This window comes from Variovorax sp. AC194 (assembly GCF_979257995.1).
The window spans coordinates 52,713-72,500 of sequence record NZ_OZ409823.1; the positions used below are offsets into that span (position 1 = coordinate 52,713).

13 protein-coding genes and 2 rRNA genes (1 of these 15 cut by a window edge) are annotated in these 19,788 nt (G+C 65.7%); 4 read left to right on the plus strand and 11 right to left on the minus strand.

The features are described from left to right. Positions 1-21: 21 nt before the first annotated feature. From hutU to ACZYRS_RS00250, 6 genes are read right to left on the minus strand one after another with little or no spacing between them, the layout of a single operon-like run. Positions 22-1,749: a urocanate hydratase gene (gene hutU, locus ACZYRS_RS00225; RefSeq protein ID WP_463417677.1), complete on the minus strand. Its 1,728-nt coding sequence runs from the start codon at positions 1,747-1,749 to the stop codon at positions 22-24. A 26-nt stretch (positions 1,750-1,775) separates the two neighbouring features. Then, a complete protein-coding gene (hutH, locus tag ACZYRS_RS00230) occupies positions 1,776-3,335 on the minus strand; it encodes a histidine ammonia-lyase (RefSeq protein WP_463417678.1) in 1,560 nt (519 codons plus the stop codon). Positions 3,336-3,395: 60 nt separating this feature from the next. Continuing rightward, positions 3,396-4,133, minus strand: a complete 738-nt coding sequence (hutC, locus tag ACZYRS_RS00235) for a histidine utilization repressor (protein WP_198789444.1) — start codon at positions 4,131-4,133, stop codon at positions 3,396-3,398. A gap of 8 nt (positions 4,134-4,141) precedes the next feature. Beyond that, entirely contained in the window at positions 4,142-4,936 is a 795-nt protein-coding gene (locus tag ACZYRS_RS00240; RefSeq protein WP_013538650.1) for an ABC transporter ATP-binding protein, read from the minus strand. Further along, positions 4,921-5,802: an ABC transporter permease gene (locus ACZYRS_RS00245; protein WP_463417679.1), complete on the minus strand. Its 882-nt coding sequence runs from the start codon at positions 5,800-5,802 to the stop codon at positions 4,921-4,923. The genes ACZYRS_RS00240 and ACZYRS_RS00245 overlap by 16 nt, the downstream gene beginning before the upstream one ends. Next, positions 5,783-6,751: an ABC transporter substrate-binding protein gene (locus ACZYRS_RS00250; RefSeq protein ID WP_463417680.1), complete on the minus strand. Its 969-nt coding sequence runs from the start codon at positions 6,749-6,751 to the stop codon at positions 5,783-5,785. Before ACZYRS_RS00250 ends, ACZYRS_RS00245 begins: the two co-directional genes overlap by 20 nt. Before the next feature lie 295 nt (positions 6,752-7,046). Here ACZYRS_RS00250 and recQ point away from each other — a divergent pair, with 295 nt between their 5' ends. Continuing rightward, positions 7,047-8,942, plus strand: a complete 1,896-nt coding sequence (gene recQ, locus ACZYRS_RS00255) for a DNA helicase RecQ (RefSeq protein ID WP_463417681.1) — start codon at positions 7,047-7,049, stop codon at positions 8,940-8,942. Positions 8,943-8,960: 18 nt separating this feature from the next. Here recQ and ACZYRS_RS00260 read toward each other — a convergent pair whose 3' ends face one another. The 3 genes from ACZYRS_RS00260 to ACZYRS_RS00270 form a co-directional block, all read right to left on the minus strand. Then, positions 8,961-10,142 carry a nucleoside hydrolase gene (locus ACZYRS_RS00260; RefSeq protein WP_463417682.1) on the minus strand — a complete coding sequence of 394 codons (1,182 nt, stop codon included), beginning with the start codon at positions 10,140-10,142 and terminating at the stop codon, positions 8,961-8,963. Between the two features lie 188 nt (positions 10,143-10,330). After that, positions 10,331-11,977 carry a S41 family peptidase gene (locus tag ACZYRS_RS00265; RefSeq protein WP_463417683.1) on the minus strand — a complete coding sequence of 549 codons (1,647 nt, stop codon included), beginning with the start codon at positions 11,975-11,977 and terminating at the stop codon, positions 10,331-10,333. Between the two features lie 49 nt (positions 11,978-12,026). Beyond that, positions 12,027-14,351, minus strand: coding sequence for an ATP-binding protein (locus ACZYRS_RS00270; RefSeq protein ID WP_463417684.1), 2,325 nt, complete (start codon positions 14,349-14,351; stop codon positions 12,027-12,029). Between the two features lie 117 nt (positions 14,352-14,468). Between ACZYRS_RS00270 and ACZYRS_RS00275 the strand changes: the two genes are divergently transcribed. The 3 genes from ACZYRS_RS00275 to ACZYRS_RS00285 all read left to right on the plus strand — a co-directional run bounded on the left by ACZYRS_RS00275 (position 14,469) and on the right by ACZYRS_RS00285 (position 17,931). Next, on the plus strand, positions 14,469-15,668 hold the full coding sequence (locus ACZYRS_RS00275) for a threonine ammonia-lyase (RefSeq protein ID WP_463417685.1): 1,200 nt from the start codon (positions 14,469-14,471) through the stop codon (positions 15,666-15,668). 98 nt (positions 15,669-15,766) lie between these two features. Beyond that, positions 15,767-15,919, plus strand: coding sequence for a hypothetical protein (locus tag ACZYRS_RS00280; RefSeq protein WP_177224959.1), 153 nt, complete (start codon positions 15,767-15,769; stop codon positions 15,917-15,919). Between the two features lie 146 nt (positions 15,920-16,065). Then, complete coding sequence (locus ACZYRS_RS00285; protein WP_463417686.1) at positions 16,066-17,931, plus strand: phosphoenolpyruvate carboxykinase (GTP); 1,866 nt, start codon at positions 16,066-16,068, stop codon at positions 17,929-17,931. Between the two features lie 213 nt (positions 17,932-18,144). Here ACZYRS_RS00285 and rrf read toward each other — a convergent pair. Both rrf and ACZYRS_RS00295 read right to left on the minus strand, forming a co-directional pair. After that, positions 18,145-18,257 (minus strand): 5S ribosomal RNA (gene rrf / locus ACZYRS_RS00290). A 144-nt stretch (positions 18,258-18,401) separates the two neighbouring features. Beyond that, positions 18,402-19,788 (minus strand): 23S ribosomal RNA (locus ACZYRS_RS00295) (it continues 1,487 nt past the right edge of the window).

Below are 19,788 nucleotides of genomic sequence, written 5' to 3' on the forward strand. Positions count from 1 at the left end.
ATTGGCGCGCCGGGGGCCCGCTCAACGCACCATCGGCAGCTTCAGGCCCTGCTTCTTGGCGGTGGCGACGGCGATGTCGTAGCCCGCATCCGCATGGCGCATCACGCCGGTGGCCGGGTCGTTCCAGAGCACACGCTCGATGCGCTTGGCGGCCGCGTCGGTGCCGTCGCACACGATCACCACGCCCGAGTGCTGCGAATAGCCCATGCCCACGCCGCCGCCGTGGTGCAGGCTGACCCAGGTGGCGCCGCCCGCGGTGTTGAGCAGTGCGTTGAGCAGCGGCCAGTCGCTCACCGCGTCGGTGCCGTCCTTCATCGCCTCGGTCTCGCGGTTCGGGCTCGCGACCGAGCCGGTATCCAGGTGGTCGCGGCCGATGACGATGGGCGCCTTCAGCTCGCCGCTCTTCACCATCTCGTTGAAGGCCAGGCCCGCGATGTGGCGCTCGCCCAGGCCCAGCCAGCAGATGCGCGCGGGCAGGCCCTGGAAGGCGATGCGCTCGCGCGCCATGTCGAGCCAGCGGTGGGTGTGGGTGTTCTCGGGGAACAGCTCCTTGATCTTGGCGTCGGTCTTGTAGATGTCTTCCGGATCGCCCGAGAGCGCGACCCAGCGGAACGGGCCCTTGCCTTCGCAAAAGAGCGGGCGGATGTAGGCGGGCACGAAGCCGGGGAAGTCGAAGGCGTTCTTCACGCCCTCGTCGAACGCGACCTGGCGGATGTTGTTGCCGTAGTCGACGGTGGGGATGCCCATGGCCTGGAAGTCGAGCATGGCCTGCACGTGCACCGCGCACGATTTCGCGGCCGCCTTCTTGAGCGCATCGTGCTGCGAGGCGTCCTTCATCGCGGCCTGCCATTGCGGCACGGTCCAGCCCGAGGGCAGGTAGCCGTTGATGAGGTCGTGCGCGGAGGTCTGGTCGGTCACCAAGTCTGGCTTGATGCCGCCGGCCTTCGCGCGCTTCACGAGCTCGGGAAGGATGTCGGCCGCATTGCCCAGCAGCGCGATCGACACCGCCTCTTTCGCATCGCAGTGCTGCTTGATGAGCTCGAACGCATGGTCGATGTCGCGCGCCTGCTTGTCGACGTAGCGCGTGCGCAGGCGAAAGTCGATGCTCGTCTGCTGACACTCGATGTTGAGCGACACCGCGCCCGCGAGCGTGGCCGCCAGCGGCTGCGCGCCGCCCATGCCGCCCAAGCCGGCCGTGAGGATCCACTTGCCCGCCAAGCTGTTGTTGTAGTGCTGGCGGCCGGCTTCCACGAAGGTTTCGAAAGTGCCCTGCACGATGCCCTGGCTGCCGATGTAGATCCAGCTGCCCGCGGTCATCTGGCCGTACATGAAGAGGCCCTGGCGATCGAGCTCGTTGAAGTGCTCCCAGTTGGCCCACTTGGGCACGAGGTTGGAGTTGGCCAGCAGCACGCGCGGCGCGTTCTCGTGCGTCTTGAACACGCCGACCGGCTTGCCCGACTGGATGAGCAGCGTCTCGTCGTCGTTCAGGTCCTTCAGCGACGCGAGGATCTGGTCGTAGCACGCCCAGTTGCGCGCGGCGCGGCCGATGCCGCCGTACACCACGAGGTCCTGCGGACGCTCGGCCACCTCGGCATCGAGGTTGTTCTGCAGCATGCGGTAAGGCGCTTCGGTGAGCCAGCTCTTGCAGTTGAGCTCGCTGCCGCGCGGGGCGCGGATCACACGCGTCGGGTCATGACGCGGGTCAGCAGCGTCGGGATTGTTGAGGGCGAATTTTTCGGGAGCGTTCATGGCGTGGTTCTCCTATCGGGCGGTGTTTACGAGTGACTGGGCAGGATGTTCAGCAGCGCGGCCGGCAGTTCGGCCTTCAGCGCCCACTGGCGCATGGCTTCGATGTCGGGGGCGAGGTAGCGGTCGCGCTCGAGGAAGGCGACGCGCTGGCGGATGCGGGCGAATTCCGCTTCGACCAGCGGCGAGCTCTTGAGCTTGCGCTTGAGCTCGATGCCTTGCGCGGCGGCCATCGCTTCGATGCCGACGACGACAGCCGTGTTGTTGACCATGTCGCCCAGGCGCCGCGCGGCGAAGGTGGCCATCGAGACGTGGTCTTCTTGATTGGCCGAGGTGGGCAGGCTGTCGACGCTGGCGGGGTGCGCGAGCGACTTGTTCTCGGAGGCGAGTGCGGCAGCCGTGACCTGCGCGATCATGAAGCCGGAGTTCAGGCCCCCATCGCGCACCAGGAACGGCGGCAGGCCCGAGAGGCCGGTGTCGAGCAGCAGCGCGATGCGGCGCTCGGCGATGGCGCCGACTTCGCTCACGGCCAGCGCAATGATGTCCGCCGCGAAGGCCACGGGCTCGGCGTGGAAGTTGCCGCCCGAGATCACCTCGCCCGTGTCGCAGAACACGAGCGGGTTGTCCGATGCGGCATTGGCTTCGATGACCAGCACGCGCGAGGCGTGCGCGAGGTTGTCCAGGCACGCGCCCATCACCTGCGGGATGCAGCGCACGGAGTACGGGTCTTGCACGCGGCCGCAGTCGGCGTGCGAGGGGACGATCTCGCTGCCTTCGAGCAGCGTGCGCACGGCGCCTGCGACGGCGATCTGGCCGGGCTGGCCGCGCGCGGCATGGATGCGCGCGTCGAAGGGCTTGATCGAGCCCTGGATCGCTTCGAGCGACAGCGCGCCCGACATCAGCGCGGCGGCGAACACATCTTCCGCGCCGAAGAGGCCGGCGAGCGCCAGCGCGGTCGACACCTGCGTGCCGTTGAGCAGCGCGAGGCCTTCCTTCGGGCCGAGCACGAAGGGTTCGAGGCCGATGCTGCGCATCGCCTCGGCGCCGCTGACCTTCTTGCCGTCGGCCAGCGTCGCTTCGCCTTCGCCGATCAGCACGCAGGCCATGTGCGCGAGCGGTGCGAGGTCGCCCGATGCGCCGACCGAGCCCTTGCACGGAATGCTCGGCGTGACGCCCGCGTTGAACAGCGCCAGCAGCGCATCGACCAGCGCGGGCCGCACGCCCGAGTGCCCGCGCGCGAGGCTCACCGCCTTGGTCGCGAGCACCATGCGCACGACCGGCGCGGCCAGCGGCTCGCCCGTGCCCACGCTGTGCGAGACGACGAGGTTGCGCTGCAGCTCGGCCAGGTGGTCGTTGCCGATGCGCGTGCTCGCGAGCTTGCCGAAGCCGGTGTTGATGCCGTAGACCACCTGGTCGTTCTCGACGATGTGGCGCACGGCCGCCTCGGCCTTCTGCATGCCGTCCAGCACCGACGGATCGAGCGCGAGCCGAACACCGCCAGCCTGGATGCGTCGCAGCATCGCAAGGTCGACCTTGCCGGGCGTGAGGGTCAAAGTGGCATCGGAGGAGTCGGTGTGATGACTTGGCATGTGAACCTGTCTATACAAGTAGTTGCGAGAGATAACGATCGTTCTGCGAGGCGAAAAAAACTAACCGAAGCTCGGGTTGCCGTCGGCCTTGAAGCGGCTGCCCAGGCTGTAGCGCGACGCGGGATGCAGGCAGCGCACCCAGGTCACGGGCGTGTTGCGCGTCCAGGTGCGGCGCGTGAGCAGCAGGCACGGGTCGGTCACTTCCATCGCGAGCCGCTCGGCCTGTTCGGCGTTGGGCAGCACGGCATCGACGACGTGTTCGATCTGGTCGAAGGGCACGTTGCGCACCAGGTATTCGCTGGGCGGCACGAGGGTGAAGTCCTGCTCGAGGTAATCGGGCACGACCTGCGGGTTGACGTAGCGCTCTTCCAGCTGCACCGGCGTGTCGTTCTCCAGGTGCAGGCAGGCGCTGTGGAACACCGAATCGCCCGCGCGCAGGTCGAGCCATGCGGCCACGTCGGGTGAGGCGGCGATGCGCTCCACGGCCAGCATCTCGCAGCGGTAGTCGTGGCCGCGCTGGCGAATTTCGCTGGCGATGTTGGCGATCTGCAGCAGCGTCGATTGCGGCTTGTTCTCCGCCACGAAGCTGCCCACGCCGGCCACGCGCACGATGCGGCCCTGCTCCACCAGTTCGCGCAGCGCGCGGTTCACCGTCATGCGCGCCATGCCGAACTGCGCGACCAGCTCGTGCTCCGAGGGCAGGCGGTGGCCGGGCGGCCAGGTGCCGTCCTGGATCTTGCGGGAGATGTGGTCCTTGACTTGCGCGTAGAGCGCGAGGGTCGGCAGGTCGCGTTTCATCGTTGTGTTCAATGCTCCGCGGCGGCCATCGACTCGGCGCGGATCTCTTCCGTGAGGCGCGCCTTGATGTCCATGAACTCGGGCGAGGTCTTGATCGTGTAGCTGCGCGGATGCGGAAAGTCCACCGCGATCTCGGTCTTGATGCGCCCCGGCCGCGCGCTGAACACCGCCACGCGGTTGGCCATGAAGATCGCCTCGTCGATGTCGTGCGTGACGAAGAGCACCGTCTTCTGCGCCGACTCCCAGATGCCGAGCAACAGCTCCTGCATCAGCACGCGCGTCTGGTTGTCCAGGGCGCCGAAGGGCTCGTCGAGCAACAGCATCTTGGGGTCGTTGGCGAGCGCGCGCGCAATGGCCGTGCGCTGCTGCATGCCGCCCGAGAGTTGCTTGGGAAAATGGTGCTCGAAACCGCGCAGGCCCACCTTGGCGATGAAGAACTCGCTGCGCTCCTTCTGGTCGGCCTCGCTCATGCCGCGCTCGCGCAGGCCGAAGCGAATGTTCTGCGCCACCGTGAGCCACGGAAAGAGCGTGTAGCTCTGGAACACCACGCCGCGGTCGGCGCCCGGGCCTTCGATGCGCTCGCCGTCGAGCAGCACCTGACCGGTGGTCGGGAAATCGAGCCCCGCCACGATGCGCAGCAGCGTCGATTTGCCGCAGCCAGACGGGCCGAGGATGGTGACGAAGTCGTTCTCCTTCACCTCGAAGTCGATGGGCAAGAGCGCCTGCGTGCTCTGGCCCTTGGTGCCGGTGAAGACGCGCGAAACGCCTTGGATGGAAAGCTGGTTCTTCACAGTGCGGCCCATGCGAACAGACGGCGATTCAACGCCTTGAAAGCGAAGTCGGACAAAAGGCCGATGACGCCGATCACGATGATCCCGAAGATGATCTGCCCGGTGTTCAGCAGCGCCTGGCTGTCCGTGATCATGTGGCCGATGCCCGAAGACGAGCCGATCAGCTCCGCGACGATCACATAGGTCCATGCCCAGCCGAGCACGAGGCGCAGCGTTTCGGCGATGCCGGGTGCCGCGCCCGGAACGAGCACGCGCGCGACGATGCCGCGGCTGTTGGCGCCCAGTGTGTAGGCCGCCTCGACGAGGTCGCGCCGCGCGCCGCCCACGGTGACGGCCACCATCAGCACGATCTGGAAGAACGAGCCGATGAAGATCACCAGCAGTTTCTGCATTTCGCCCAGGCCCGCCCAGAGAATGAGCAGCGGAATGAAGGCCGAGGCCGGCAGGTAGCGGCAGAACGAGACGAAGGGCTCGAAGAAGGCCTCGACCGTTTTCCAGGTGCCCATCGCGATGCCCAGCGGCACCGCGAACACTGCCGCCAGCAGGAAGCCGCCGAACACGCGCCACACGGTCATGCCGATGTCGCCGATGAAGCCGTATTCGGTGAAGAGCAGCCAGCCCTCCTTGACCATGGTCGGCGGGCTCGCGAGGAAGGTCGGCGAGACGAAGCCGCCGAGCGTGGCGAGCGACCACACGAGCACGAACACGACGAAGAAACCGAGCCCCAGCAGCACGCGCGCACGCGCGCCGATGGGCTCGAGCGGCGCGAACGCGCGGCGGCGCACGGGCGGCACGACAGGCTGGGAGGAAGCGGCGCCCGCCGATGCCGCGCGAGGCGGCACCTGTGGCGGCATCGCCTTACTTGACGTAGCTTGCATCGAAGGTGACTGCGTAGTCTTCAGGGGCCTTGCGGATCACGCCGGCCTCCAGAAGGATCGCCGCGGCTTCCTTCATGAAGGTGGTGAGCTCGCCCGCGAAGAACTTCTGGTTCGCGGCCTTGTCCTGCCAGCGCAGGTACGCCGACGATTTGGCGAACTGCTCGCCGCTTTGCTTGACGGCCGAGCCCATGAGCTCGTTCGACTTGGCCGGGTCGGCCTTGATCATGTCCAGCGCATCGAAGTACGACTTGGTGAGCGCGGCGGCGGCCTTGGGGTTGGCCTTGAGCCAGGTGGGCGCGCAGCCGACGGTGTCCATCACCATCGGGTAGTCGAGCGTGGTGGCCAGGATCTTGCCGGCGGCCGGGTTGGCGCGCACGGTCGAGAGGTAGGGCTCGTAGGTCATGGCGGCGTCGTTCTGGCCAGCGACGAAGGCTTGCGCCGCGGGCTGCGGCTCGAGCGAGACGACCTTCACGTCCTTCAGGCTCATGCCGTTCTTGCTGAGCATCCACGCGAGGCCGAAATACGGCGCGGTGCCGGGGGCGCTCACCCCGATGGTCTTGCCCTTCAGGTCGGCGAAGGTCTTCACGTCGTTGCGCACCGCGATGCCGTCGGCGCCGTAGGACTTGTCCATCTGGAAGATCTGCACGATGGGCACGCCGTTGGCGTTCCAGGCGACGTGCGTCTCCACGGTGGTGGCGGCGCACTGGATGGCGCCCGAGGCCAAGGCCAGGTGGCGGTCCTTCTGCGGGATCATCTTCAGTTCGACGTCCAGGCCGTTCTTCTTGAAGATGCCGGCCTTGTCGGCCAGCGAGAGCGGCGCGAAGCCGGTCCAGCCGGACATGCCGAGCGAAATCTTCGTGTCCTGGGCGGCGGCCGCGCCGGCCATGCCCGCTGCACATGCACCTGCTGCCAGCAGCGAAGCGACTTTCACAACTACCGTCTTGACCATGGGTACTCCTGGTTCCGTTTTCTTGAGAGATGGCTCGGCGATGCGCCCCGGGGGGCCGGGCTGCGCGCGCCTCGCATTGTTGCCAAGCGCCCCAACTTGTATATACAGGATAACCCGTGAGGGCCGTTCCGGTGCATTTCGTTAAGGAAGATGCACCAGATCGCTGTCTAGACAAATAGGGCGGCGGGACGGAGGTCTCCATTGCAAACCTCGTGCCACAGTCATAACCCGGTGGCTGGGGGACAATCGACCGCCCCGCCCTTCATCCCCCTTCCGACGTCCGCCTCCGCAGCCCGTGTCCTCCCTCGCACCCCACCCCCTCGACGCCCCCGGCAGCAGCACCGCACCGGCCGAAATCCTCCACGAAGTCTTCGGCTATTCGCAGTTCCGCGGCGCCCAGCAGGACATCGTCGATCACGTGGTGGGCGGCGGCGACGCGCTGGTGCTGATGCCCACGGGCGGCGGCAAGTCGCTGTGCTACCAGATCCCGGCCATCGCGCGGCAGCGCGCGGGGCGCGGCGTCGCGGTTGTGGTGTCGCCGCTGATCGCGCTGATGCACGACCAGGTCGGCGCGCTGCACGAGGCGGGGGTGAATGCGGCGTTCCTCAATTCGACGCTCGACTGGGAACAGACGCAGGACGTGGAGCGCCGCATGCTGCGCGGCGAGATCACGCTGCTCTACGCGGCGCCCGAGCGGGTGAACACGCCGCGCTTTCTCTCGCAGCTCGATTCGCTCAAGGAGCGCGGCAAGCTCTCGCTCTTTGCGATCGACGAGGCGCATTGCGTGAGCCAGTGGGGCCACGACTTCCGTCCCGAATACCGCGCGCTCACCGTGCTGCACGAGCGCTACGCGGGCGTGCCGCGCATCGCGCTCACCGCCACGGCCGATGCGCTCACGCGCGCGGACATCGTCGAGCGGCTGCAGCTGGAGGAGGCGCGCCAGTTCGTCTCCAGCTTCGACCGGCCGAACATCCGCTACACCATCGTCGAGAAGAAGGACGCGACCACGCAGCTCCTGCGCTTCATCGAGCGCGAGCACGAGGGCGATGCGGGCGTGGTCTATTGCCAGTCGCGAAAGCGCGTGGAAGACCTCGCGACGACGCTGCAGGGCGCGGGCGTCAATGCCCTGCCCTACCACGCGGGCCTGGACGCCGCGGTGCGCCAGAGGCACCAGGACCGGTTCCTGCGCGAAGAGGGCATCGTGATGGTCGCGACCATCGCCTTCGGCATGGGCATCGACAAGCCCGACGTGCGCTTCGTCGGCCACCTGGACATGCCCAAGAACATCGAGGGCTACTACCAGGAAACCGGCCGCGCGGGCCGCGACGGCGCCCCGGCCGATGCCTGGATGACCTACGGCCTGAACGACGTGGTCAACCAGCGCCGCATGATCGACGAGAGCCCGGCCGGCGAGGAATTCAAGCAGGTGATGCGCGGCAAGCTCGATGCGCTGCTCTCGCTGGCCGAGGCGAGCGATTGCCGGCGCGTGCGGCTCCTGGGTTACTTCGGCGAGAAGAGCACGCCCTGCGGCAACTGCGACAACTGCCTGAACCCGCCGCAAGTGTGGGACGGCACCGATGCCGCGCGCAAGCTGCTGAGCACCATCTACCGCGTGCAGCAGCTGAGCGGCATCAGCTTCGGCGCGGGGCACATCATGGACATCCTGCGCGGCAAGGAAACAGAGAAGGTCAAGCAGTTCGGCCACGAGCGCATCAGCACCTTCGGGCTGGGCGCGGAGTTCAGCGAGGTGCAGCTGCGCGGCGTGCTGCGCCAGCTGATCGCCACGGGCGCACTGGCGGTCGATGCGGAAGCCTTCAACACGCTGAAACTCACCGAGGGCTCGCGCGCGGTGCTCAAGGGCGAGGCGAACGTGACGCTGCGCGAATCCATCTCGTCACCCGCAGAGCGCAAGCCCCGCCGCGAGAAGGTCGCCAAGGGCGCGCCGTCGCCGGCGGCCGCCAAGCTCGACGACACCGGCAAAAAGCGCTTCGAGGCGCTCAAGGCCTGGCGCGGCGAGGTGGCCAAGGAACACAACCTGCCGGCCTATGTGATCTTCCACGACGCCACGCTGGCGTCGATCGCCGAGCGCGCACCGGCGACGCTGGAGGACCTGCAGGGCATCAGCGGCATCGGCACCAAGAAGCTCGAGGCTTATGGTGCCGAGGTGCTGCGCGTCTGCTCGGCGTTCTAGCCGGGCAGCAGCGCTTCTTCAGTTCGCCGGCGGCAGGGTGATCGGCACGGGCCGCGTGAGCAGGTCGACGAAGAGCTCGAAGAAGCGCGCGTTGTCGAAGCGCTGCACCACCGTCATCTTCTGCAGCGTCGGGCCCGCGGGCTGCGAGGCATAGCCAATGGAGCGGCCGTTGTCGGCGGCGCCCGGCTTGGCCACCACGTCGACGTAGCGCTCCACCGTCTTGGTGGCGTAGGTGGGGTCGATCAGGTAGGCCAGCGTGAGGGTGTCCCAGATGTTCTGCGTGTAGTCGGGGTTGTTCTCGAAGCCGTTCGTGCCGCTGAAGCCGAAGCCGTTGAGCTTGCGGAACACCTCGGTCACGGCCGTGGGCTTGGCTGGGTGGGCGATGCGGTCGTAGATCGGCTTGGTGAGGAACACGGTGTCGGTCACGTCCAGCGGCACGATCACCTGCGGGATCGGCAGGCGCACCACGAACTGCGCGGCATCGGGGTCGAACCACCAGTTGAATTCGGCCGTCTTGGTGGTGTTGCCCGGCACGTCGATGGCGCCGCCCATGTAGATGATCTTCTTGATCAGCGGCACGATGTCGGGGCTCTTCTTCACCGCGAGCGCGATGTTGGTGAGCGGGCCGATGGCCAGGATGGTGACCTCGTTCGGGTTGGCCTTGACCGTGTCGATGATGAAGTCGACCGCGCTCTTGCGCTGCACCAGCGTGCGGGTGGCAAAGCCGTCGGGCGAGGGCTTCAGGTCGGCGTCGGTCTTGGGCTCGGGGCCGCTCCAGGCGCCCAGGTAGCCGTCGCCGCCCGCGCCGGCGGCCATTTCGGCCTCCACGTCGGCGAAGGTGTGGTTGAGCGCGTAGTTCTCGCCCACGTACACGCCGATGCGGTCGCCTACGCCGAGCCGCTCGACCGACATCAGCGCATCGGCCACGCCCTGCTTGAGCCACTGGTTGCCCGAGACCACGCTGATGCCCATGACCTGGACCTTGCCCTGCGCTTGCAGCTGCGCGGCCATGACGCCGAGCTGGCCGTCGTCACTCATGGTGTTGTAGTCGCTGTCGATGATGATCTTTTGCGCGGGCGGCGGCGTGGCGCCGAAGCCGGGCGCGAGCCCGATGCCGCCGTTGCCGTCGCCGCCGCCACCACAACCCGCCAGTACGGCGACGACGATGAGGGTGAACACCGTCCCGATCCATTTGCGCATCTGCTTCTCCTAAGAATTTGGTTTTCAGTCGAGGCCACTGAAATACAAACGTTTGCGCAAACCTTTGCGCAAACGTTTGCCAAACTCTAAAGGGCGAAGCCCAGGCATGGCAAGGTGCTATGGCTAGGGGTTTTCCGCGGGGCCGCGCGAGACTGCGCGAAGTGGCCCCGGGCGCCTGTCGATGCCTGTCAGCCCGCAGTGGGCGGCGGATCGATCAGGCGGTTCTCGCGCAGCGGCGAGCGGTTGAAAAGGGCTGGCTGCTCCTCGGGCGCGATCTCGGCCTTGTCCAGGCCGATGCCCGGCGCGGCCTTGGCCGATGCGGCCGGCACCGGGCACGCGCCGGCGCTGCGCAGCGCGAGCGCCGCGGCCAGCCGCGCTTCGGCGGGGTCGCCCAGCTGGTGGCCGAAGTCGTCGGCCACGGTGCAATTGGCGTTGGGCGCGAAGCCGTCGCCGTAGTCGCCGAAGCCCGCCTGGTTCACGCCCTTGAACTGGATCGCGAAGTAGGTGGTGCCGCAGTTGTCCTGCGGATAGAAGCCATAAGGCTTGCCGCAGGTGGTGCCACCCACCAGGTTGACGGTGACGCCGATGCCGCGCAGGCTGTTGATCACCGACTCGCTCGCCGAGCAGGTGTCGGGGCTGGTCAGCACGGTGACGCGCGAGAGGCCGAGCGTGGGCAGCGGCTGGTTCAGGCGGCTGGTTCCGAGGAACGGCGTGAGGGCCTGCGCGAGCGTGAGGCGGAACGGGTTCTTGTCGTTGAAGCTCAGCAGCTCGAAGGTCTTGCCCGCCGTCTGGCCGGGCCCGGCCACCATGTAGGCCAGGCGGCTCGCGATGTTGAGCTGGCCGCCGCCGTTGTAGCGCATGTCCAGCACCAGGTCCTGGATGCCGCCGTTCTCCTTGAGCTTGTTCACCGCCGCGACAAGCTGCGCCTCGGAGGTGGTGATGTGGTCGTTGAACAGCAGGTAGCCCACGCGGTTGCCGGGGTCGCCGATGGTCTTGACGTTCTGCACCGGCGTGCGGGTGACGTTGGCCGCGGTGAGCTCCAGGGTGCGCGTCGCGCCGTCCTGCTCCAGCTTGAAGGTGTGCTTCTCGCCGGCCGCCTGCGGCGAGAGGCCGCGGTTGATGACGGTCGTGTTGGTGCCGTTGACGACGTCGATGCCGTCGACCTCGAGCACCCTGGCGCCGCGCGCGATTCCTTTTGCCGCAGCGTCCGAGCTAGGGTGCGGCTCGACGAAGGCCACGCGCAGTTCGCGCGGGCGGGAGCTGCGCACGAACGCGAACTCGATTCCGTACCCCGGCGAGATGCCCGCATTGGACAGCTGGCGGTACACCTCGGTGTCGTAGATGTAGTGGAAGCGGTCCTTCGCCCGGCCCGACGGCGAGGTGGTGGCCGGCGTCTTGAGCACGTTGAAGAAGGCGACGGGCGTCGCGTAGTCGGCCGCCTTGAGGGTGGCCGGCACTTCGTTGTACCAAAGGTAGGTTTCGTCGATCCAACTCCGGACCCAGGTCTTCTCGTTGTCGACGGTGCCGGCGTTGTCGGGGTAGACGGCGCCGGTTTCGGGGTTGATGCCGCGGCGCGGCGCGGCGCACAGGCCCGCGGTCTCCGAGGAAGGGGCGAAGCCGCCGCTCCCGCCGCCGCCGTCGGTGGGCGGATTGCCGGTGGCGGGTGGCAGCCCGCCGATCGGAAAGCCGCCGCCGCCTCCTCCACCCCCGCCGCCACCACCGCAACCCGCCAGCAGGCCGGCCACGAGGAGCGCCGCCGCGGCGGCCCATGCGCCGGAGCGCGGCGGACGCGCCGGACACGGTAATGGCCGCAGGTCTGTGTTGCGAAAGCCCATGGATTTCCTCCTCGTGCCCGCCCCCGCGGACACGCCCGCTTGTTGATCTTTACTGGACGAAGCCCATGCCGCGCGATTCGCGGACCTCGGGCTTGATGCGGTGCTCGGCCTCGAGTTGGTCGAGAAACTCCGCCGCCGAAAACTCGACCGCGAGGATATCGGTCTGGCGTTTCACCGCCGCGAAATCCCCCGGGCACAGCTGTGCCAATTGCGCGAGCCGGGTTTTCACTTCGCCGGTCATCAATGCCGCGTCGCCCGCGAGTGCCTCGGTCACGAACATGCGTTCGCGCTGCACGGCCGTGAGCGGCTTGAACTTGATCTTGAAGGTGAAGCGCCGCAGCGCCGCCTGGTCGAGCCGATCGAGCAGGTTGGTGGTGCAGACGAACACGCCGTTGAAGCGCTCCATGCCCTGCAGCATCTCGTTGACCTCGGTGACCTCGTAGGTGCGCTGCGCGCCGCGGCGGTCCTGCAGGAAGGAGTCGGCCTCGTCCAGCAGCAGCACGGCCTTCTCGGCCTCGGCTTCCTTGAACATGGCGGCCATGTTCTGCTCGGTCTCGCCGACGTACTTGCTCATGAGGTCGCTGGCCTGCTTGATGATCAGCGGCCGGCCCACGGCGCGCGCGATGTGCTCGGCCAGCGCGGTCTTGCCGGTGCCCGGCGCGCCGTAGAAGCACAGCGTGCCATGGCCGCGCGCCTTCAGCGCCTCGACGATGCGCGGGATCTCGAAGCGGGTCTCCACGTTGAGCATGTCCAGGTCGTAGGTGGTGACGTTGCGGCGCTCGCCGCGGCCGGTGTCCAGCGTGCCGAGGGCCATGTCGGCGTTGCGCAACTGCCGTTCGATGAGTCCCTCCACCGAGGCGTCATCGGTCTTGGCCAGGCCCGCGAAGCGCACCGCGGTGCGGATCTGCGCGGGCGTGAGGCCCTTGCGCTCGGCGAGCTTGGCGGTGAAGGCCTCGGACACCACGACGCCTTCGAGCGTCTTCTTCACGAGTTGCTCGCGCGCGCCGGGCGGCGGCGACTTGAGCTCCAGGTGGTAGGCGAAGCGGCGCCGGAACGCGGGGTCGATCTGCTCGATGCGGTTGGTGACCCAGAGCGTGGGCACGGGGTTGGCCTCCAGGATCTGGTTGACCCAGGCCTTGCCGCTCACGCTGCCGCTGGTGGGCGCGGGGATCTGCTCGGCGCGCGCCATGAACTGCGCAGCCTCGGTGCTGATGGGAGGGAACACGTCTTCGACCTCGTCGAACAGCAGTGCGGCCTGCGCGCTGCCCTTCAGGAACACCTGCGCGATCTGCAGCGAGCGGTAGCGGTCGCGGCCGCTCAGCGAGTTGCCGTCGCGGTCGGCGTATTCGACCTCGAAGAGTTCCAGGCCCGCGGCCTGCGCGACCACTTTCGCGAGCTCGGTCTTGCCCGTGCCGGGCGGGCCGTAGAGCAGCACGTTGACGCCCGGCTCCTTGCGCGCGACCGCGGCGCGCAGCAGCGTGACCAGCATCTGCGCGTCTTCTTCGACGAAGGAAAAATCGTGCGGCGTGAGCGCGCTCTTGGCCGAGGGTCGCGTGAACACGGCCATCAGTTCGTTGTGGTCGCGGTACTCGCGCATGAGCACCGGCGGGAGCTTCTCGCTGACCTTCATGAGGTCGGCGAGGTCGGTGATGTTGTGCTCGGAGATCAGGTTCTCCACGAGGCCGATGCGCTCCAGGCGCGAGCCCGCGCGCAATGCCTCGCCCACTTCGCTCGCGTTGACGCCGGCGATGTCGGCGATGGCGGCGTAGGCCTCGGGCGCGTTGTTGACCTTGAACTCGACCAGCAGCGAGCGCAGGTCGCGTTGATAACGCGCGAGCGTGCCGTAGAGCAGCAGCGCGCGCTCGGCCTTGTTGAGTTGCAGGAGCCCCGCGAGCGCATCGATGTTCTTTTCGACCAATGTCGATTGCTTGCGCAGCGCATGCGTGAGCCAGTCGCGCGTGACGGCGAGCACCGAGAGCAGGTCTTTCGGCTGGTCCTTCGCGTATTCGTCCAGGTAGAAGAAGAGCGTGCCTTCTTCATACGGCCCGCGCCACACGCCGTGGCGCTCGAGCAGCGTGCGGCCGTCGAAATTCTCGACGCCCTTCCACGCTTCGTTGCCTGCGCAGCGGCGGCCGAGGAACTCGCGCAATCGCTGCAAGACCGCGGCGGGCCACACGAGGTGGCGGCCGGTGAGCGAGAGCAATCCGTTGATATCGCGCCGCACGTTGAAGCGCGGCCCCTGCTTGGCTGCGAGCGTGAGCACGAAGTGCGAGCACATGAGCTCCAGCACCGGCGCTTCCTTCAGTCCAGGCGAAGGCAATGCCTGCCCGCGTACCGCAGCAGCCACTACATCGACACCCGCACGCTTGACCATCAGGCAACCTCCAATTGAGGAATTTCGTGGAGAGACCATAACGCAGACTTTTGGCTTCGGGAAGACGCCGAAAGGGTAAAAACCCTGATCCGGCGATTCCAGCCCACAATGCGCGCCATGGTTGGAATCGAAGAAATCCGGCGCGCCGCGGCGCGCCTCGAGGGGCAGGTGCTCAATACGCCCTGTGTGGAGTCGCGCACGCTCTCCGAAATCGTCGGTGCGCAGGTGTTCCTGAAGTTCGAGAACCTGCAGTTCACATCCTCCTTCAAGGAGCGGGGCGCGTGCAACAAGCTGGTCGATCTTTCGGAGGCGGGCACGCGCGGCGTGATCGCCATGTCGGCCGGCAACCATGCGCAGGGTGTGGCCTATCACGCGCAGCGGCTGGGCCTGCGGGCGCTGATCGTGATGCCGCGCTTCACGCCCGGCGTGAAGATCGAGCGCACCCGCGGCTTCGGCGCCGAGGTGGTGCTGCACGGCGACACGCTCGACGCGGCGCGCGCGCATGCCCTGGAGCTTGCCGGGCGCGAGGGGTTGACCTTCGTGCACCCGTACGACGACGAAGCGATCATCGCCGGCCAGGGCACGGTGGCCCTGGAGATGCTCGACGTGGTGCCGGACCTCGACACGCTGGTCGTGGCGGTCGGCGGCGGCGGGCTGATCGCCGGCATGGCGGTGGCGGCGCGCGATCGCAAGCCCGGCATCGAGATCGTCGGGGTGCAGACCACGCGCTTTCCGGGCATGGTCAACGCCATCAAGGGCACGCACCACGCGCAGGGCAAGAGCACCATCGCCGAAGGCATCGCGGTGGGCACGCCGGGCGTGCTGACGCAGGAGATCATCGCGAGCAAGGTCGACGACCTGGTGCTCGTGGACGAGGGCGATATCGAACAGGGCGTGCTGATGCTGCTCGAAATCGAGAAGACCCTGGTGGAGGGCGCGGGCGCCGCGGGCCTCGCGGCGCTGATCCGGCATCCGGAGCGCTTCAAGGGCAAGCGCGTGGGGCTGGTGCTCTCGGGCGGGAACATCGATCCGCTGCTGCTCGCGGCCATCATCGAACGCGGCATGGTGCGGGCCGGACGGCTGGCGCGGGTGCGCGTGAGCGCGCGCGATGTGCCGGGCTCGCTGGCCGAGATCACGGCGACTGTGGCCGAAGCGGGCGCTAACGTCGACGAGGTTCACCACCAGCGCGCGTTCACCATGCTGGCGGCGCAGAACGTCGACATCGAGCTGGTCCTGCAGACGCGCGGACGGGCCCACCTGGCCAGCGTGCTGACGGCCCTGAAGGACGCCGGCTTCGAGGCCGAGGAGCAACATTGAGAACGCCAGAGGGGCTCGCAACCCCCTAGACCGCTCTGCGGAGCCCCGCCGGTAAAATGCCGCCAGTTTTGTCATTTGTGTATTCGAGGTACTTCCCGATGTCCAACCCCACTCCCGTCGAGCCCGGCCACGCCGCGGCCACCGAACATGACGCCGTCGAATCGGTCGTTCACCTGATGCCGCTCGTGCTCCCGCTCGCTGGCGGCGTGCTGATGCTTTTGCTGGCGTCCATCGCTGTCTACTTGGCCTGACAGCCTGTTGGGCTGTCGTCCGCGGGCGGTGCGGCCCGCGGCGGCGCAATCTCCCTTCGCGAAACGTTTTCTCAAACGGACCTCCGCGCCCATGCAGGCTCGGCGTCCCGTTCGGAAAGACGATTTTTCAACTTAGGAGATTTCCGATGAACGCACCCACGATGAAGGGCCTCACCATTCAGGCGCCCTCATACGTCAAGAACGCGAAACTGATTGCCTGGGTGGCCGACATGGCCGCGCTGTGCAAACCCGAGTCCATCTACTGGTGCGACGGCAGCAAGGAAGAGTACGACCGCCTCTGCCAGCAGCTGGTCGACGCGGGCACCTTCAAGAAGCTCAATCCGGCCAAGCGGCCCAATTCGTTCCTCGCGGTGTCCGACCCGACCGACGTCGCGCGCGTCGAGGACCGCACCTTCATCTGCTCCAACGAAAAAGAGAGCGCCGGCCCCACCAACAACTGGATGGCCCCGGCCGAGATGCGCGCGACGCTGCAGCCGCTTTTCGACGGTTGCATGCAGGGCCGCACGATGTACGTGGTGCCGTTCAGCATGGGCCCGCTGGGCTCGCCGATCGCGCACATCGGCATCGAGCTCTCCGATTCGCCGTACGTGGCGGTCAACATGCGCATCATGACCCGCATGGGCAAGGCCGTGTACGAGGTGCTGGGCGCCGATGGCGAGTTCGTGCCCTGCGTGCACACCGTGGGCGCGCCGCTCGAGGCCGGGCAGAAGGACGTGTCCTGGCCCTGCAACAAGACCAAGTACATCGTTCACTACCCCGAGACGCGCGAGATCTGGAGCTACGGCTCGGGTTACGGCGGCAACGCGCTGCTGGGCAAGAAGTGCTTCGCGCTGCGCATCGCCTCGAACATGGGCCGCGACGAAGGCTGGCTGGCCGAGCACATGCTGATCCTGGGCGTGACGAACCCCGAGGGCAAGAAGTACCACGTGGCCGCCGCCTTCCCGAGCGCCTGCGGCAAGACGAATTTCTCGATGCTCGTGCCGCCCGCCGGCTTCGAGGGCTGGAAGGTCACGACCATCGGCGACGACATCGCCTGGATCAAGCCCGGCAAGGACGGACGCCTGTACGCGATCAACCCGGAAGCGGGTTACTTCGGCGTGGCGCCCGGCACGAACATGCTGACCAATCCGAACTGCATGGACAGCCTGAACAACGACGTGATCTTCACGAACGTGGCGCTGACCGACGACGGCGACGTGTGGTGGGAAGGCATGGAGCAGGACACCAAGACCCTGCCCGCGCACCTGACCGACTGGCAGGGCAAGGACTGGACGCCGCAGATCGCGAAGGAAACCGGCGCCAAGGCGGCGCACCCGAACTCGCGCTTCACCGTGGCCGCGACCAACAACCCGGCGCTCGACGACGCGTGGGACGATCCGAAGGGCGTGGCGATCGACGCCTTCATCTTCGGCGGCCGCCGCTCGACGACCGTGCCGCTGGTGACCGAGGCGCGCAACTGGGTCGAAGGCGTCTACATGGCGGCGACGATGGGCTCCGAGACGACCGCTGCCGCCGGCGGCCAGCAAGGCGTGGTGCGCCGCGATCCGTTCGCGATGCTGCCGTTCGCGGGCTACAACATGGCGGACTACTTCCAGCATTGGCTCAACGTCGGCAAGAAGCTCGAGGCGTCGGGTGCCAAGTTGCCGAAGATCTATACGACAAACTGGTTCCGCAAGGGCGCCGATGGCAAGTTTGTCTGGCCTGGTTACGGCGAGAACATGCGCGTGCTGAAGTGGATGATCGATCGCATCGAAGGCAAGAAGACCGAAGGTGTCGAGCACATCACCGGTGTGAGCCCGCGATATGAGGATCTCAATTGGACGGGGCTGGAATTCAGCGCTGAGCAATTCGCTACTGTGACGAGCATCGACAAGGCGGCCTGGCAGGCGGAGCTGAAGCTGCATGCGGAGTTGTTCCAGCAGCTGTCGCATCATCTGCCGAAGGAATTGCCGGAGACCAAGGCGGCGATTGAGCAGCGTTTGGCGGCCTGATAGCCCAGAAATGGACGCTCGACGGGCCTTGATTGGCCCACGCAAAAAGCCCAATGGCGTTCCATTGGGCTTTTTTATTTGAGGGGAGCTTCGAGTCGGCCGCTATCTATTGCAGCGCCTATTTACTGTGGGCTTGAAGTAAATGATTTGATTTTGAATCCACAAAGCAAAAAACCCCAGTCAATGCTGACTGGGGTTTTCTGGGCTGTAAGAGCCTGACGATGACCTACTTTCACACGGGAACCCGCACTATCATCGGCGCTGAGTCGTTTCACTGTCCTGTTCGGGATGGGAAGGAGTGGTACCAACTCGCTATGGTCATCAGGCATAAAGGGTTGTTTACCTGATCACATGATCAAGTAAACGAATTCATAGAGTTTGGAATCAGCGCGCAATTGTCTTGCGCTTGCTTGAATGTATTTTGAATGCGTCAACTTGGCATAACACCTTGATCTGATGATCAAAGTTATAGGGTCAAGCCGCACGAGCAATTAGTATCAGTTAGCTTAACGCATTACTGCGCTTCCACACCTGACCTATCAACGTCCTGGTCTTGAACGACTCTTTAGGGGGCTCAAGGCCCCGGCAGATCTCATCTTGAAACGAGTTTCCCGCTTAGATGCTTTCAGCGGTTATCTCTTCCACACTTAGCTACTCGGCAATGCCACTGGCGTGACAACCGATACACCAGAGGTGTGTCCACTCCGGTCCTCTCGTACTAGGAGCAGGCTTCCTCAAATCTGCAGCGCCCACGGAAGATAGGGACCAAACTGTCTCACGACGTTTTAAACCCAGCTCACGTACCTCTTTAAATGGCGAACAGCCATACCCTTGGGACCGGCTACAGCCCCAGGATGAGATGAGCCGACATCGAGGTGCCAAACACCGCCGTCGATATGAACTCTTGGGCGGTATCAGCCTGTTATCCCCAGAGTACCTTTTATCCGTTGAGCGATGGCCCTTCCATACAGAACCACCGGATCACTATGTCCTGCTTTCGCATCTGCTCGACTTGTCAGTCTCGCAGTTAAGCACGCTTATGCCATTGCACTATCGTCACGATGTCCGACCGTAACTAGCGTACCTTCGAACTCCTCCGTTACGCTTTGGGAGGAGACCGCCCCAGTCAAACTGCCTACCATGCACTGTCCCCGATCCAGATAATGGACCTAGGTTAGAACCTCAAACACACCAGGGTGGTATTTCAACGTTGGCTCCACAAGATCTAGCGACCCTGCTTCAAAGCCTCCCACCTATCCTACACAGATCTGTTCAAAGTCCAATACAAAGCTACAGTAAAGGTTCATGGGGTCTTTCCGTCTTTCCGCGGGGAGATTGCATCATCACAAACATTTCAACTTCGCTGAGTCTCAGGAGGAGACAGTGTGGCCATCGTTACGCCATTCGTGCAGGTCGGAACTTACCCGACAAGGAATTTCGCTACCTTAGGACCGTTATAGTTACGGCCGCCGTTTACTGGGACTTCAATCAAGAGCTTGCACCCCATCATTTAATCTTCCAGCACCGGGCAGGCGTCACACCCTATACGTCCACTTTCGTGTTTGCAGAGTGCTGTGTTTTTAATAAACAGTCGCAGCCACCGATTTTTTGCAACCCATTCATGCTTCGTTGTTCACTACACACTAATAGGGCACACCTTCTTCCGAAGTTACGGTGTCAATTTGCCGAGTTCCTTCTCCTGAGTTCTCTCAAGCGCCTTAGAATACTCATCTCGCGCACCAGTGTCGGTTTGCGGTACGGTCGTATATAGCTGAAGCTTAGTGGCTTTTCCTGGAACCTCGTTCAGTCACTTCACGGACAAGTCCGCTCGATCGTTGGCCTCGGTATATGTGCACC

Coding starts and splice junctions, on each gene's coding strand:
- ACZYRS_RS00240 (WP_013538650.1), bottom strand. CDS start 4,936: ATGGGCCGCACTGTGAAGAACCAGCTTTCCATCCAAGGCGTTTCGCGC.
- hutU (WP_463417677.1), bottom strand. CDS start 1,749: ATGAACGCTCCCGAAAAATTCGCCCTCAACAATCCCGACGCTGCTGAC.
- ACZYRS_RS00250 (WP_463417680.1), bottom strand. CDS start 6,751: ATGGTCAAGACGGTAGTTGTGAAAGTCGCTTCGCTGCTGGCAGCAGGT.
- ACZYRS_RS00260 (WP_463417682.1), bottom strand. CDS start 10,142: ATGCGCAAATGGATCGGGACGGTGTTCACCCTCATCGTCGTCGCCGTA.
- hutC (WP_198789444.1), bottom strand. CDS start 4,133: ATGAAACGCGACCTGCCGACCCTCGCGCTCTACGCGCAAGTCAAGGAC.
- hutH (WP_463417678.1), bottom strand. CDS start 3,335: ATGCCAAGTCATCACACCGACTCCTCCGATGCCACTTTGACCCTCACG.
- ACZYRS_RS00280 (WP_177224959.1), top strand. CDS start 15,767: ATGTCCAACCCCACTCCCGTCGAGCCCGGCCACGCCGCGGCCACCGAA.
- ACZYRS_RS00265 (WP_463417683.1), bottom strand. CDS start 11,977: ATGGGCTTTCGCAACACAGACCTGCGGCCATTACCGTGTCCGGCGCGT.
- ACZYRS_RS00245 (WP_463417679.1), bottom strand. CDS start 5,802: ATGCAAGCTACGTCAAGTAAGGCGATGCCGCCACAGGTGCCGCCTCGC.
- ACZYRS_RS00275 (WP_463417685.1), top strand. CDS start 14,469: ATGGTTGGAATCGAAGAAATCCGGCGCGCCGCGGCGCGCCTCGAGGGG.
- ACZYRS_RS00270 (WP_463417684.1), bottom strand. CDS start 14,351: ATGGTCAAGCGTGCGGGTGTCGATGTAGTGGCTGCTGCGGTACGCGGG.
- ACZYRS_RS00285 (WP_463417686.1), top strand. CDS start 16,066: ATGAACGCACCCACGATGAAGGGCCTCACCATTCAGGCGCCCTCATAC.